This is a genomic window from Arcticibacter svalbardensis MN12-7 (assembly GCF_000403135.1).
Lineage (GTDB): Bacteria > Bacteroidota > Bacteroidia > Sphingobacteriales > Sphingobacteriaceae > Arcticibacter > Arcticibacter svalbardensis.
Window position 1 is genome coordinate 18,340 of the sequence record NZ_AQPN01000069.1, and the last position, 13,777, is coordinate 32,116.

A 13,777-nucleotide genomic window follows, 5' to 3' on the forward strand; every position below is an offset into this window, starting at 1 on the left:
ATGCACAACAATGTTCTGCATACAAATGATCTTGAACGGCAAAAATAGAAATATGAATCAGCATTTCGGGTATACTTTAAAGCGCGATGTCTTTAAATCGTGTCTGATTCCACATGTACCGTTCGAAAAAGATCAAGCTGAGGGTCTGTAACACGGAAGGTTTTTCGATGATACGGTGAAAAGCCATACTGCAAAACAGCATTACGATGTTTGATCGTTGGGTAGCCCTTATTATTACACCAGTCATATTCAGGATGCAGCAATGCGATAGCCTGCATAAAATCATCCCGATAGGTTTTTGCCAGAATCGATGCTGCCGCAATAGAGAAGAACTTTCCGTCCCCCTTTACAATGCAGGAATGAGGAAGATCCCGGTAGGACTTAAACCTGTTTCCGTCAACCAGTATATATTCAGGTCGTAGGGTCAACAAATCAAGGGCCTTATGCATGGCCAGAAAGGAAGCATTTAATATATTAATCCGGTCTATTTCTTCATGATCTACTTCGGCGACAGCCCAGGCAATAGCGTTTTTTTCAATAAATACACGTAGCTCGGCTCTTTCATCTGCTTTAAGTTGCTTTGAATCGGTTAATATTTCGTGGTAAAAATCTCTTGGTAAGATCACTGCAGCGGCAAATACAGGCCCAGCCAGACAGCCTCTTCCAGCTTCATCACAACCTGCTTCAATTTGTTCTTCCTGATAATAAGGCAATAACATTTAATGAATCTTTAAGGTAAGTAAAGTGACATCATCAGAGTTCATTTTAGCCCCTTTTGACTCTTTAATATCTGTTAAAACGCATTTATTGACCCGCTCGGCAGTTTGCTGACTATGTTTAAAAACGTAACCTACTAACTCTTCCTCCAACACAAAAGCATCCTCTTCGAAGCTTTCAATCAGTCCATCCGTATAATTAAAGATCAAAGAATTTTCAGGTATAATCTGCTTACCCTGGTTTACAAAAGGTAGCTCATCAAAAACCCCCAGAAGCGTAGTACCTGTTTTCAAAAAGGAAATCTGATCCCCTATAATTAATACCGGTGCATTATGCCCAGCATTTATATATTCCATTTCCCTGCTTATAATATTATATCTCCCCAGGAATAAGGTAATGAAACGTTCGCCTTTTGTGTTATTTGTGACCACTGCATTTAACTTGCGGATTACTTCCCCCAGATCACGCTCAACAGAGGTCCAGGCACGCAGACTGGCCTGCAGATTGGCCATCAGCAAGGCAGCCGACACACCTTTTCCCGAAACATCAGCAATACACCAAAGAAATTCATTTTCATTGAGATGAATAAAATCGAAATAATCGCCACCAATATTCTCATGAGGCAGATAAGTGGCCGCAATTTCATACGCTTTACTCTTGGGCAATCGCAAAGGCACAAGCATATTCTGCACTTCACCAGCCAGTTCAATATCACGCTGAAGTCTTTCCCTTTGTACCCGCTCCCGAAATAGCTTCTTATTTTCAAGGGCCACCATCACAATATTAAGCAGCGTTTGAATATAGCTCAGTTCGTGACTTAATAATTCCGGAACGGCATTGAAATCACCAATCAGAACAAAGGCAAGCGTGGTATCATTATGCCTTACAGGAACATAATAATCATACTTTTTAAGATTTGGAATCTCATATTCGGCAAGAGCAGTGATGGTTTTAAGCATGATTAGCTGTGAACACATTTTTTGAATACCGACAAAGCTATCGACAGGTTTACCAAAATGCGAAGCACAATCGAAATGATCTTCCTCTTTTACAAGGAGTAACATGCTGCCTACCTTCAGATTAACCTGCAGAATAATCTTAAGCATTTCAAAAAGTACCGAAGCCGAACTATTTTTATTAATAGCCAGTGTAATTTCGAGTAATGAGTTCAATTCCGCTTGCCGCTTTAACAGCATTTGAACTAATTCGTTATCAGAGGGATTCTCAATATGCTTCACTTCTTCCAAAGTAGCCATTATAAAGTTAAAAAAATGATATTTACTCTCCTGATGCACCAAGAGAGCAGCAAAATTCATAAAATATTAACGAACAAGTCTATCTTTCCAAATATATTTTCCAGAATTTCCCGCTATGCCAATATAAATGATATAAATAACATGTACAACCGATAATAATGGAAGATATTTTAGGAGTTCTGTTCGATGCGCAAAGCGGGTAACCGGTTTAAGAAACAGCATTTCCGCCAGGGCCTTCAAAACCAAAGCCAGCAAAGCAGTAATCCAATTTCTCGGGTCAAAAAATCCGGCAAGAATACTTATCAGCAGCATGACGTTAAAGAACCATATCGCCACACCCAATACCACAATCTTTTTATCCTTGTAACGGGTACTTTTAGAGGCCCATCTTTTACGCTGACTAATAAATTCCGATACACTGGCCTTTGCATCAGTAAATACAATTGCATCGCTTGATTTGCAGAAGCCGATACTTTCCGGGTAACGTGAGGCTACTTTATGCAAAAAGAGTTCATCATCTCCTGAAGCAAGGTCGTCAATTCCTTTAAATCCACCCAATTCAACAAACACCTCTTTTTTGTAGGCTAAGTTAGCACCATTACAAGTGGATGGCATCTTATTTCCAATGGAGGATGCACCTAATCCGATCAGGTACAAAAATTCAAGGGTTTGTAATCTTTCAAAAAAACTTATTTCGTTTGCATATACGACAGGCGAAGAAATCAGCTTACTGCCTGTCTCTTCATAAAATCCTACAATCGCTTTCAGCCAATCCGGTTTCATCCTGCAATCCGCATCGGTCGTAATAATCAATTCACCACTAGCCAGATTTATGGCCTCAGATATCGCTTTCTTTTTATACGAATTAAGCTTTTCCTTTTCATTTAACTTAATTAAACGGACTCCCCTATCCCGGTAACTTAAAATTATAGCGGAGGTTCGATCGCTGGAATGATCATCTACCACAATCAGCTCCCGTAGTTCTGCGGGATATGACTGAGCCAGAATATTTTCAATCGTGATAGCAATCTTATCTTCCTCGTTCCTTGCTGCTATTAAGATGCTCACTTTTGTTCGGGGAATTCCTTGAACCGAAACATAAGGAGGGATTGAAATCCATCCTTTCCTAAGAAATAATATTGCTGAAACATACAAACATGTCAGCATCAGGGTTAAAAAACTAATTACGAGCAGTACCAAAGAAATTAAGCTTAAAGACGAAGCCAGCACCTAAAATAGCCGGAATAATTAAATTAATAAACCAAATACAAGCAGTAGAGGCCATAATTGCAACTTCGTGTTGGGTGATAAAACTAAAAAAATAGGTGGCAGTCATGGCCCTTACTCCTACATCCAAAAGATCCAGGGAAGGCAGAGCTGACTGTACAAAGAACAGGATAAAAATCATCATGATCATTCCTAAAATAGGAATTTCAGGAATAAGTAAGTGAATAACTAAACAATACTGCGAAGTAAAGACAATAAATCGGGTCATCGCATAAATAAACACAATCATCAGGTCGCGCTTACTATACCGCGCCAGGATCATATAAAACTTTTTAAATTGCTTCAGGAAGGAAATTCGGGAGAGTAAGCTAATGAGCCATTTGATGTTGAAATAGAACAGCAAAAAGAAGAGGCAGAAGACGAATACGACAGGAATAAGGGCATATAACAGCCAGTTATCAACCGATATAAAGTTCCATATAAACCATAAAACAGCCACTGCACCTACTACATTGGTAATAACCATTTGACCAACAGCACCCACAGCCATGGCTATAGCCCCAAACACTCGTTTACGTGGCGCTAAAAAAAATATCCTGCCACCATACTCACCTATCCGGTTTGGCGTAAATATTGCCCATGTTAATCCACAGAATACAGACTCCACCGCTTTCAAAATACTGATCCGCTCAATATGCTGAACCAGAAACTTCCATTTTAAGGACTCAAGGAACCAGTTTAATAACATCAGCAGAAACAAAGCAGCCATCGTACTATAAACCTGCTTATCAGACAATTGACTTACAAGTCTCTTAAAATCGCTTAAGTTGGTGTTATGATTGAGCTTATATACAATAAATACGGTGGCCAGAATCAGTACAGAACACTTGACAAGAATACTTATCGCTTTTTTGTTATTTGAATTCAACTGTTTTGAAAGTTTGGTACAATGTTACGGAAAAGTTAACAAGCCGTATACAAAGTTTGATTTTTCCATCGTAATATTGCCGGGTGTTAGAAAAAGAAAAATCCATAGAGCGTGTGATCCTGGGAATCGATCCGGGAACTGCAATTATGGGCTACGGGTTGATTAAGGAAGTGAAGAGTAACATAGAGCTCATCAGTATGGGAGTAGTCAAGATGGATCATCTGGATGATCATCCTTTGAAGCTAAAAAGGATCTTTGAGAAGACTATTTCTTTAATAGACCAGTATCATCCGGACTGCCTGGCTATTGAAGCCCCTTTTTATGGTAAAAACATTCAGGTGATGCTCAAACTTGGACGCGCTCAGGGCATTGCCATAGCTGCAGCCCTGTCAAGAGACATTCCGATTTTTGAATATGCACCCCGAAAAATTAAACAGTCGATCACCGGAAATGGAAATGCCGCCAAAGAACAGGTCGCTGCCATGCTTCAAAGTTTATTAAAATTTACGGAAACCCCACAGTTTTTAGATGCCACGGATGGCCTCGCTGTTGCGGTATGCCATTCCTTTCAGCGAAATGCAAGTGTACCTGGTAAAAAGTCCTATTCAGGTTGGGAAGCTTTTGTAAAAGATAATCCGGCAAGAAAGAAATAACCTGCCGGATTTTTAGATGGCTAATATTTAAATTTTTCTTCGCTTAAGATCAGGGAATAAATTCAAGTGCAATCTTTTTTGCAGTTGCGGCCAGCTCTTCAGCAGATGGACTGAGTTTAGGTAATGTAAAATCCAGATCCCGCATTGCGTTCATTGGCACCAGGTGGATATGTGCATGAGGAACCTCCAGACCCATCACAACTACCCCTACCCGCTTACAAATAATCGCTTTTTTGATACTTAGCGCTACTTTTTTAGCAAACAGCTGAAGCCCAATGTAGGTCTCATCGTCCAGATCAAAAATATAATCCACCTCTTTTTTAGGGATCACAAGTACATGACCCATCACCAGTGGATTGATATCTAAAAAGGCAAGGTAATGCTCGTCTTCTGCTACTTTATGCGAAGGAATTTCACCCAAAGCTATTTTTGAAAAAATAGATGCCATAATTATCTTGATATTTCGAGTACTTCAAACTCCACCTTTCCGGCAGGAACATCAATTTCCACTTTATCACCAACAGACTTTCCAAAAAGGCCTTTAGCAATAGGTGATTTCACAGAGATTTTGCCAGACTTTAAATCTGCCTCTGTTTCAGAAACTAACTGATATTGCATCACCGCTCCATTTTTGGTATTCCTGATCTTCACGATAGAAAGAGCCAGCACTTTTGATGTATCCAGTTTAGATTCATCAATTAACCGCGCATTCGCATAAACACCTTCCAGCTTAGAAATCTTAGCTTCATGATGACCCTGCGCTTCTTTAGCCGCATCATATTCTGCATTTTCCGAAAGGTCTCCCTTATCACGTGCTTCAGCTATTGCCTTTGCTATTGCATAACGACCTTCTGTCTTTAAAAAATGAAGCTCTTTTTTTAGGTTTTCTAATCCTTCCTTAGAATAGTATATTAATTCTGACATTGTCTTTTTGTTTAAAACCATATAAAAAAAGACAAGACCACACCTGCAGTAAAGCCGATATAGTCTTGTCCATTAATAATACGAATATATATTTACATTATTACAATTGCAAATTAGGTTTAATCCTTAAATGAAAATTACAAACCATTAACAAGCCATACTATCAGTAATCATCCCAATAGCCAGCTTTTTTATTGTTGCCACAATTGAAGCAGCATCATATCCACATTCTGCCCAGAGTTCCTTTTGGTCACCGTGTTCAATAAATTGATCAGGAATACCCAAACGAATAACCGTAGCGGAATAACGATGGTCAGCCATAAATTCCAAAACGGCAGAACCCATTCCACCCTGCTTGCATCCATCTTCTATGGTTACAATTTTCTTGTATTTTGAAAACACTTCATGAAGCAATTCTTCATCAATAGGTTTTACAAAACGCATATCATAATGAGCCGGATTTATACCTTCAGCAGAAAGCTCCAGTCTTGCCTTAACTGCTTCATTTCCAATATGCCCGATAGTAAGAATCGCTACTTCTTCACCATCACAAAGCTTCCTTCCTTTTCCAATAGGAATTGCCTTCATCGGCTGGCGCCAGTGTTGCATTACCCCATTCCCTCTTGGATAACGAATAGAAAAAGGCCCCATATTATCCTGCTGTGCTGTGTACATTAAATTACGCAGCTCCTCTTCATTCATGGGTGCCGACACGATCATATTAGGAATACACCTCATGTAAGCCAAATCAAAAGCCCCATGATGTGTTGCTCCATCCGCACCGGCCATACCTGCCCGATCCAGACAAAACACTACGTTTAATTTCTGTATAGCAACATCATGAATTACCTGATCATAAGCTCTTTGCATGAAACTGGAATAGATATTGCAAAAAGGCAACATCCCCTGGGTAGCAAGTCCCGCTGAAAAGGTAACCGCATGCTGCTCAGCAATGCCGACATCAAATGCCCGCTTAGGCATCGCTTTCATCATAATATTTAAAGAACTGCCACTTGGCATAGCAGGAGTTACACCCATAATCTTTGGATTAACCTCTGCAAGCTCTACAATAGTAAGTCCGAAAACATCCTGATATTTAGGAGGTTGAGGTTTATCGTTACCCGACTTGGTGATTTCACCGGTAATTTTATCAAACAGTCCCGGCGCATGCCACTTCGTTTGATCCTTTTCTGCCAGTGCATATCCCTTTCCTTTTACCGTTACACAATGAAGTATTTTCGGCCCCGGAATATTCCTTAAATCTTTTAGAACTTTAACAAGTTGTTTGATATCATGCCCATCAATAGGACCAAAATATCTGAAATTAAGCGCTTCAAAAAGGTTGCTCTCTTTTAGTAAAGTACCTTTAATACTCTTCTCGATCTTTTTAATTGTCTTATGCGCATTAGGTCCAAGCTCTGATATTTTACCAAGAACATGCGATATGTCGTCTCTGAATTTATTGTAAGGTCTTGAGGTTGCAATCCTGGTCAGGTACTCTTTTAAAGCACCAACATTAGGATCGATAGACATGCAGTTATCATTCAGGATCACCAGAAGATTGGTGTTTTCAATCCCGGCATGGTTCAGTGCTTCGAAAGCCAGACCAGCAGTCATTGCACCATCGCCGATTACAGCCACATGCTGACGGTCCGTTTCCCCCTTATAATGCGAGGCTACAGCCATTCCCAATGCTGCGGAAATAGAGGTAGACGAATGCCCGACACCAAAAGTATCATATTCACTCTCTGCCCGTTTCGGGAAACCGCTTATTCCCTTATATAATCTGTTGGTATGGAACTTTGGTCTACGGCCAGTTAAGATTTTATGGCCATATGCCTGATGTCCCACGTCCCATACTAGCTGGTCGTAAGGTGTATTTAACACATAGTGTAAGGCTACAGAAAGCTCAACTACGCCTAAACTTGCACCAAAATGGCCCCCGTTTACCGATACAACATCAATAATATACTGACGCAATTCCTGTGATACCTTCTCTAAATCACTTTCGTTAAGTAATTTTAAATCAGACGGATAATTAATTTTATCAAGTAGCTCCCCAGCCTTTACTTCCATACAGTAATAGCGTAAAAAAATTTAAACGACAAAGTAACTCAATATTATTAATAAATTATTGCCCTAAGCTGTTTTATTTATAATTTACAGATCAAATTAAATCTTTATTTTTGAATGTTGTGATAGATCAGGATACTTATGACATCAGGTTAGCACAGTTTGAAGGTCCATTTGACCTCTTGCTATTTTTTATCGAGCGTGATGAGCTCGATATTCATGAGATCGCTATAGCAAAAATTACCGATGATTTTTTGTCCTACATGCTGAAAATGAACGCCTTAAATATAGAGTTGGCCAGCGAATTCATATTTGTTGCAGCTACCCTTATGCGCATTAAAGCCAGGACGTTACTACCACGACAAGAGCCGGATGAGGATGGAAATGAATTGAATACGCGCCACGATCTGATTCAAAAACTGATCGATTACAAGCATTTTAAACAGATCTCCGAAAAGTTGTACCTGCTCGGAGAGTCCCGGATGCAACTAACAAGAAGAGGAAATATTTTAGCTGATCTCTCATTGATCACAGAAAATGCGGAACCAGCAGAAGAACTTTCATCCCTGGGCCTATATAAACTGCTGGTTATATATAAAAAAGTACTGGCAAAATACCAGACAAAAAACACACCCGTTGTACATACTGTCGCTCCATACCCGTATACCATAGCACAGCAGAAGAAAGTCATTGCCGAGCTGCTGCAAATAAATAAACAAATTGACTTTTCGGACATGAAGAAACATTCCGATAATAAAGTGCAGTTTGTTTACAATTTCCTTGCGGTACTCGAAATGCTTCAACAACAGTTAATTTCCATTCAAACAGGATCACTATTTAATGATTTCAGGATAACAGGTAGACCTTTTTCTGAAAATAATGTACAATTAAACAATATATAATGAACAGAGACAACGTAGTTTTCAAACTCATTGATGAAGAGCAGGAACGACAGGAAAGCGGTATTGAACTTATTGCATCCGAAAATTTTGTAAGCAAGCAAGTGATGGAGGCAGCAGGTTCTGTTCTTACCAACAAATACGCCGAAGGTTTACCAGGGAAACGCTATTACGGCGGTTGCGAAGTTGTAGATGAGATTGAAACTATTGCTATTGAACGCGCAAAAAAACTATTTAATGCAGAATGGGCCAATGTTCAGCCACATTCAGGTGCTCAGGCTAATGCAGCCGTATTACTTGCTGTTTTGCAACCAGGAGATAAGATCCTTGGATTTGACCTGTCGCACGGTGGACATCTTACACATGGTTCTCCAGTTAACTTTTCCGGTAAGATCTACACCCCTTTCTTTTATGGCGTAGAAAAAGAAACCGGAAGAATTGACTATAAAAAGCTGGAAGAAGTTGCCTTAGCAGAAAAGCCAAAACTGATTATCTGCGGTGCTTCTGCTTATTCCAGGGAATGGGATTATAAATTTATCCGTTCCGTAGCAGATAAAATTGGTGCATTGGTTTTAGCTGATATCTCACATCCTGCCGGCTTTATTGCACGTGGTTTGCTTGACAACCCACTTCCTTATTGTCATATAGTTACCACTACGACTCATAAAACATTGAGAGGTCCCCGTGGAGGTCTGATATTATTGGGTAAAGATTTTGACAATCCTTGGGGAATTAAAACACCTAAAGGCGAGATCCGCAAAATGTCATCCTTACTGGATATGGCTGTATTCCCAGGCACACAGGGTGGACCATTGGAACACATTATAGCAGCAAAAGCAATTGCTTTTGGCGAAGCGTTGAGCGATGAATATTTGGAATATATCACTCAGGTCAAGAAAAATGCAGCTGCAATGGCCAAAGCATTTGTTGCCCGTGATTACCAGATCATATCAGGTGGTACAGATAATCATATGATGCTGATTGACCTGCGTAATAAGAATATCACCGGAAAACTTGCTGAAGCAGCACTTCAACAAGCCGATATCACCGTAAATAAAAATATGGTACCTTTCGATGATAAATCACCATTTGTCACTTCAGGAATTCGTGTAGGTACAGCTGCAATTACAACACGTGGTTTTAAGGAAGAACAAATGGCAACTATTGTAGACTTTATTGATGCAGTGCTATCAGATCCTGAAAATCAGGAAAGTTTGAAGCAAATCAATGCCAAGGTTAAAAAAATGGTAGCTGATTATCCTTTATATAAATAATAAAGATTAAGCAACTCGCTCATAATGAATTTAGAACCTCCATTAACAGGTAACATCCTCCTTGTCGAAGACAATGAAATTAACAGATTTGTGGTTAATAAACTACTTAGCACATGGGGTATTCATGTAGAATTTGCTGAGAATGGTCAGGTTGCTGTTGAAAAGGTGACAAGCAGGCCATATGATGTAATTTTGATGGATGTACACATGCCTGTTATGGATGGATTTGATGCTGCACGATCAATCAGAAGTTACAACCAGGGTCAGTTTAAAAGCCTTCCTATAATCGCTTTAACAGCTTCTGTGATGCAGAATGATCTGGATGAAATTATGTTGTCGGGAATGGATGGGTACATCATTAAGCCTTTTGTACAAGCTGAATTAAGGCTTAAGATCTCAAACCTCCTGAAGGAAGCTGCTTTAAATAAGAACTAAAAAAGAAAAAGCCGGGAACCAATATGGTTTCCGACTTCTTCTATCTAAATTAACGCTCTCGTATACTTATACGACAAAAGAGTGTTTATGTTACATGAAAATTGTTTTATTTATTTAAAAATAAATAAAATCTAATTTTAATACAATCTACATCTTAATTATCACGCAGAACATACGAACCTAAGTCGCACATCCTCCGCACCTTGTCCGCTCGCAAAGCGGTTCAGTTGGATTTCTTCTCCTAATTAAAGCAAATTCAATTAACACTAATGAGCAAAGGCGATACTGACAATACTAACACGTACACCAGAAATAGTCAACAACATTGAAGCACACGACTCCAGCGTTGCCCCGGTAGTAACCACATCGTCAACCAGCAAAATATGTTTTCCTTCCAGTTCATGAGCGTGCTCCAGGGTAAAGACCTCTGTCATGTTTTCAAAACGAGAAAACCTGTTTTTATGCGTTTGCGTATCTGTTGCCTTATGTCGAATTAAATACTGCTCCGATACCGGGATCTCTAATACAGTAGAAAGGCCTGCCGCAATACAATAGCTTTGGTTATAGCCCCGCTCCTTAAGTCTGGAATGATGCAGCGGCACAGGAATCAGGAGATCTGTACCCGAGGAATGAACGAGTTCATAGAGTACTTTTCCATACATCCTGCCGATCAGGTGACCAAGCTCCGGCTTATTTTTATATTTCAGCTGATGGATTAAATCCTGAACATTAGTGTGTTTATGAAAATAGAAAAAGGCCCCTGCATACACCAGAGGAACTCGGCCCCAAAACTGGCGGGCTACCGGGTTATCGGGTTGCAGGTGAAAATTGGTATAAGGTAAATTGTAGATACATGCCGTACAAAGCAGATTTTCATCCGCAACCAAGTGTTTTCCACAGGCACAACATACTTGAGGGAAAAACAGGGAAAGAAAATCATCCGCATATTGTTTAACCACATGAAGCATATGCAGGTTAGCTTTCTTTTATGGCAAGCTGTCCGCAAGCCGCGTCAATATCTTTCCCTCTACTTCTCCTTATATTCGTAATCACCCCTTGTTTCTTTAAAAAAGCAGCAAAAGCTTCTGTTTTATCTTCTTCGGAATTTGTGTAAGAGGCAAATGATATAGGATTATATTCAATGATATTCACCTTGCAGGGAATATGTCTGCAGAACTTAGCCAGTTCAGCCGCATCTTCTAAGCTATCGTTAAAGTTATCAAACAGGATATATTCGTAGGTAACGGGATTCTTGGTTTTTAAGAAATAGTATTTTAACGCTTCGGCAAGTGCCTTCAAGGTATTCTGCTCATTAATGGGCATAATCTCATTTCGCTTGGTATCATTTGCGGCATGAAGAGAAAGAGCCAGATTAAACTTAACCTGGTCGTCGCCAAGCTTTTTAATCATCTTCGCGATTCCTGCAGTAGAAACGGTAATTCGCTTTGGCGACATATTTAAGCCATCTTCAGCAGTCAGCCTATCAATCGATCGCATTACATTTGCATAGTTTAACAGCGGCTCACCCATTCCCATATACACAATATTAGAAAGAGGGATGTCGTAATTGGCCTTTGCCTGCTGATCGATGAGTACAACCTGATCGTAGATTTCACCTGCATCGAGATTTCGCTTCCGGTCCATATAACCCGTGGCACAAAACTTACAGGATAAACTACAACCCACCTGAGAGCTCACACATGCAGTCATGCGTTCCGAAGTAGGAATCAATACCCCTTCTATGATGTTATTATCAAATAACCGGAAGGTGTTTTTAATCGTCTTGTCTGAACTATGTTGAGACTGATGAATATTTATAGCATTAATAGTGAATCTGTTATTGAGTTTTTCACGCAACGCCTTCGGCAGGTTACTCATCTCGTCGAAAGTTCTGGCAGATTTCATCCACAACCACTCCAAAATTTGTTTAGCTCTAAAAGCCGGCTCACCTTCAACAGCAAGAAGCCCTTTTAAATCCTCAATAGAAAGATTTCTAATCTCTTTTTTTTCAACAATCTCATTCACAGTGCAAATGTACTTAATAATCTGAGCATCATTATAATCATACTGCAAGGATCCTGCAATTGAAATGAATTTCATATAAATTAAAAACTCCATTTAATAAATTCGTATTATTGTTTTAAGAAATTAATAACAACAAACATTCATCCCATGCAGAATAATTCGTTTATCCCTTATATATGAATACTTATTATTCGGCAGACTATATTCTTACCGCATCCGGGCCGTCTATCCAAAATGGATATCTCGAGTTGGATGACAATAATGTCATTCAGGGCATCTATGAAGAAGACGAGTTAAAGCTATCCGACACCTCAATCGTAAAACGTTTCAAGGGCATCCTGGTTCCGGGATTTATTAATACCCATTGCCATCTGGAACTTTCCTGGTTAAAGGGAAAGATGGATAAGCAAAAGGGACTTATTCCTTTTATACAAGAGGTAATGAGCAAGAGCAGATCGCGTACCGATGACTATATGGAAGCCATGCAAATTGCTGATCAGCGCATGGTGGATAATGGTATTGTTGCCGTTGGAGATGTATCTAACACGATTGATTCGCGCGATGTGAAGCTAAAAAGCACTATTCTATATCATACCTTTGTAGAAGCAATGGGCTTTAATCCGGAAAAAGCAAAAAATATCTTCCGTTCGGCTGTTGAACTTAATGAATCCTTTACGCCTTTAAAATCTTCGATTGTTCCCCATGCTCCCTACTCGATATCGAAAGAACTATTACGTTTTATCGGTCACTTTTGCGGACAATCCGAAAGTCTGATGTCTATTCACAATCAGGAAAGTGAAGAAGAGAACTCACTTTTCCGCTATAAGAAAGGACTCTTTCTTGATTTCTACAAGGGCATGGATCTGAATATAGATTTCTTTAAAGCACAGGCAAGAAGTTCGATACAATCTATTTTACCTCATCTTTCAAAAAAGCAGAAAATTCTGCTGGTACATAATACATATACCACTTTGAAAGATATTTATTCTACCAAACGCACTGACAGGGATGTCTTCTGGTGTTTTTGTCCCAACGCAAACTTATATATTGAAAATACACTTCCTAAGGTTGATCTTTTTATTAAGAATGATCTGGTAATAACCCTGGGAACGGATAGCCTGGCTTCCAATGATGATTTGTGCATTCTTTCTGAGTTAAAGACCCTGCATCATTACTTCCCCTCCCTGAACCTGGAGCAAACTATTAAATGGGCAACTATTAATGGAGCAAGGTTTTTAAATATCGATGCTAATTTCGGAAGTTTCACGGTAGGTAAGAGTCCGGGTATTAATTTAATTACTCAGGCAGAAGGACTACAGCTCAGTGACGCTTCTAGCGTGCAGAAAATTGTTTAACAGGTTAACAG

14 protein-coding genes are annotated in these 13,777 nt (G+C 39.5%); 5 read left to right on the forward strand and 9 right to left on the reverse strand.

Annotated elements, in window-relative coordinates:
- Positions 1-92: 92 nt before the first annotated feature.
- From ADIARSV_RS08385 to ADIARSV_RS08400, 4 genes are read right to left on the reverse strand one after another with little or no spacing between them, the layout of a single operon-like run.
- The gene (locus ADIARSV_RS08385) at positions 93-719 is read right to left on the reverse strand and encodes a ribonuclease HII (RefSeq protein ID WP_016195031.1); all 627 of its coding nucleotides are present in this window, start codon (positions 717-719) and stop codon (positions 93-95) included.
- The gene (locus ADIARSV_RS08390) at positions 720-2,033 is read right to left on the reverse strand and encodes a PP2C family protein-serine/threonine phosphatase (protein WP_016195032.1); all 1,314 of its coding nucleotides are present in this window, start codon (positions 2,031-2,033) and stop codon (positions 720-722) included.
- 6 nt (positions 2,034-2,039) lie between these two features.
- The gene (locus tag ADIARSV_RS08395; RefSeq protein WP_016195033.1) at positions 2,040-3,140 is read right to left on the reverse strand and encodes a glycosyltransferase family 2 protein; all 1,101 of its coding nucleotides are present in this window, start codon (positions 3,138-3,140) and stop codon (positions 2,040-2,042) included.
- 13 nt (positions 3,141-3,153) lie between these two features.
- The gene (locus tag ADIARSV_RS08400) at positions 3,154-4,128 is read right to left on the reverse strand and encodes a lysylphosphatidylglycerol synthase domain-containing protein (protein WP_040299547.1); all 975 of its coding nucleotides are present in this window, start codon (positions 4,126-4,128) and stop codon (positions 3,154-3,156) included.
- Positions 4,129-4,211: 83 nt separating this feature from the next.
- On the opposite strand from ADIARSV_RS08400, the gene ruvC reads away from it, so the two are divergent.
- Positions 4,212-4,781, forward strand: a complete 570-nt coding sequence (gene ruvC, locus ADIARSV_RS08405) for a crossover junction endodeoxyribonuclease RuvC (RefSeq protein ID WP_016195035.1) — start codon at positions 4,212-4,214, stop codon at positions 4,779-4,781.
- Positions 4,782-4,830: 49 nt separating this feature from the next.
- Here the strand turns inward: ruvC and ADIARSV_RS08410 are convergent, their stop codons facing one another.
- The 3 genes from ADIARSV_RS08410 to dxs form a co-directional block, all read right to left on the reverse strand.
- Positions 4,831-5,229, reverse strand: a complete 399-nt coding sequence (locus ADIARSV_RS08410; protein ID WP_016195036.1) for an HIT family protein — start codon at positions 5,227-5,229, stop codon at positions 4,831-4,833.
- A 2-nt stretch (positions 5,230-5,231) separates the two neighbouring features.
- Positions 5,232-5,705, reverse strand: coding sequence for a transcription elongation factor GreA (gene greA, locus ADIARSV_RS08415; RefSeq protein WP_016195037.1), 474 nt, complete (start codon positions 5,703-5,705; stop codon positions 5,232-5,234).
- 147 nt (positions 5,706-5,852) lie between these two features.
- Positions 5,853-7,781 carry a 1-deoxy-D-xylulose-5-phosphate synthase gene (dxs, locus tag ADIARSV_RS08420; protein WP_016195038.1) on the reverse strand — a complete coding sequence of 643 codons (1,929 nt, stop codon included), beginning with the start codon at positions 7,779-7,781 and terminating at the stop codon, positions 5,853-5,855.
- A gap of 119 nt (positions 7,782-7,900) precedes the next feature.
- Between dxs and ADIARSV_RS08425 the strand changes: the two genes are divergently transcribed.
- The 3 genes from ADIARSV_RS08425 to ADIARSV_RS08435 are packed head-to-tail and all read left to right on the forward strand — an operon-like array spanning position 7,901 to position 10,386.
- Positions 7,901-8,680 carry a segregation and condensation protein A gene (locus ADIARSV_RS08425; protein WP_016195039.1) on the forward strand — a complete coding sequence of 260 codons (780 nt, stop codon included), beginning with the start codon at positions 7,901-7,903 and terminating at the stop codon, positions 8,678-8,680.
- Complete coding sequence (gene glyA, locus ADIARSV_RS08430) at positions 8,680-9,951, forward strand: serine hydroxymethyltransferase (RefSeq protein ID WP_016195040.1); 1,272 nt, start codon at positions 8,680-8,682, stop codon at positions 9,949-9,951. Before ADIARSV_RS08425 ends, glyA begins: the two co-directional genes overlap by 1 nt.
- Before the next feature lie 24 nt (positions 9,952-9,975).
- Positions 9,976-10,386, forward strand: coding sequence for a response regulator (locus ADIARSV_RS08435; protein WP_040299548.1), 411 nt, complete (start codon positions 9,976-9,978; stop codon positions 10,384-10,386).
- Between the two features lie 266 nt (positions 10,387-10,652).
- Here the strand turns inward: ADIARSV_RS08435 and ADIARSV_RS08440 are convergent, their stop codons facing one another.
- Both ADIARSV_RS08440 and rlmN read right to left on the reverse strand, forming a co-directional pair.
- Positions 10,653-11,354 (reverse strand): ComF family protein, encoded by a 702-nt coding sequence (locus tag ADIARSV_RS08440; protein WP_016195042.1) that lies wholly within the window; start codon positions 11,352-11,354, stop codon positions 10,653-10,655.
- A gap of 7 nt (positions 11,355-11,361) precedes the next feature.
- Positions 11,362-12,486 (reverse strand): 23S rRNA (adenine(2503)-C(2))-methyltransferase RlmN, encoded by a 1,125-nt coding sequence (gene rlmN / locus ADIARSV_RS08445; RefSeq protein WP_016195043.1) that lies wholly within the window; start codon positions 12,484-12,486, stop codon positions 11,362-11,364.
- 101 nt (positions 12,487-12,587) lie between these two features.
- Here rlmN and ADIARSV_RS08450 point away from each other — a divergent pair, with 101 nt between their 5' ends.
- Positions 12,588-13,766 carry an amidohydrolase family protein gene (locus ADIARSV_RS08450; protein WP_016195044.1) on the forward strand — a complete coding sequence of 393 codons (1,179 nt, stop codon included), beginning with the start codon at positions 12,588-12,590 and terminating at the stop codon, positions 13,764-13,766.
- Positions 13,767-13,777 lie beyond the last annotated feature (11 nt).

What these genes read in the sequence shown, in the direction of transcription:
- ADIARSV_RS08440 (WP_016195042.1), bottom strand. Translation starts at nt 11,354, where the DNA reads ATGCTTCATGTGGTTAAACAATATGCGGATGATTTTCTTTCCCTGTTT.
- greA (WP_016195037.1), bottom strand. Translation starts at nt 5,705, where the DNA reads ATGTCAGAATTAATATACTATTCTAAGGAAGGATTAGAAAACCTAAAA.
- ADIARSV_RS08390 (WP_016195032.1), bottom strand. Translation starts at nt 2,033, where the DNA reads ATGAATTTTGCTGCTCTCTTGGTGCATCAGGAGAGTAAATATCATTTT.
- dxs (WP_016195038.1), bottom strand. Translation starts at nt 7,781, where the DNA reads ATGGAAGTAAAGGCTGGGGAGCTACTTGATAAAATTAATTATCCGTCT.
- ADIARSV_RS08435 (WP_040299548.1), top strand. Translation starts at nt 9,976, where the DNA reads ATGAATTTAGAACCTCCATTAACAGGTAACATCCTCCTTGTCGAAGAC.
- rlmN (WP_016195043.1), bottom strand. Translation starts at nt 12,486, where the DNA reads ATGAAATTCATTTCAATTGCAGGATCCTTGCAGTATGATTATAATGAT.
- ADIARSV_RS08385 (WP_016195031.1), bottom strand. Translation starts at nt 719, where the DNA reads ATGTTATTGCCTTATTATCAGGAAGAACAAATTGAAGCAGGTTGTGAT.
- ADIARSV_RS08450 (WP_016195044.1), top strand. Translation starts at nt 12,588, where the DNA reads ATGAATACTTATTATTCGGCAGACTATATTCTTACCGCATCCGGGCCG.
- ADIARSV_RS08395 (WP_016195033.1), bottom strand. Translation starts at nt 3,140, where the DNA reads ATGCTGACATGTTTGTATGTTTCAGCAATATTATTTCTTAGGAAAGGA.
- glyA (WP_016195040.1), top strand. Translation starts at nt 8,680, where the DNA reads ATGAACAGAGACAACGTAGTTTTCAAACTCATTGATGAAGAGCAGGAA.
- ADIARSV_RS08410 (WP_016195036.1), bottom strand. Translation starts at nt 5,229, where the DNA reads ATGGCATCTATTTTTTCAAAAATAGCTTTGGGTGAAATTCCTTCGCAT.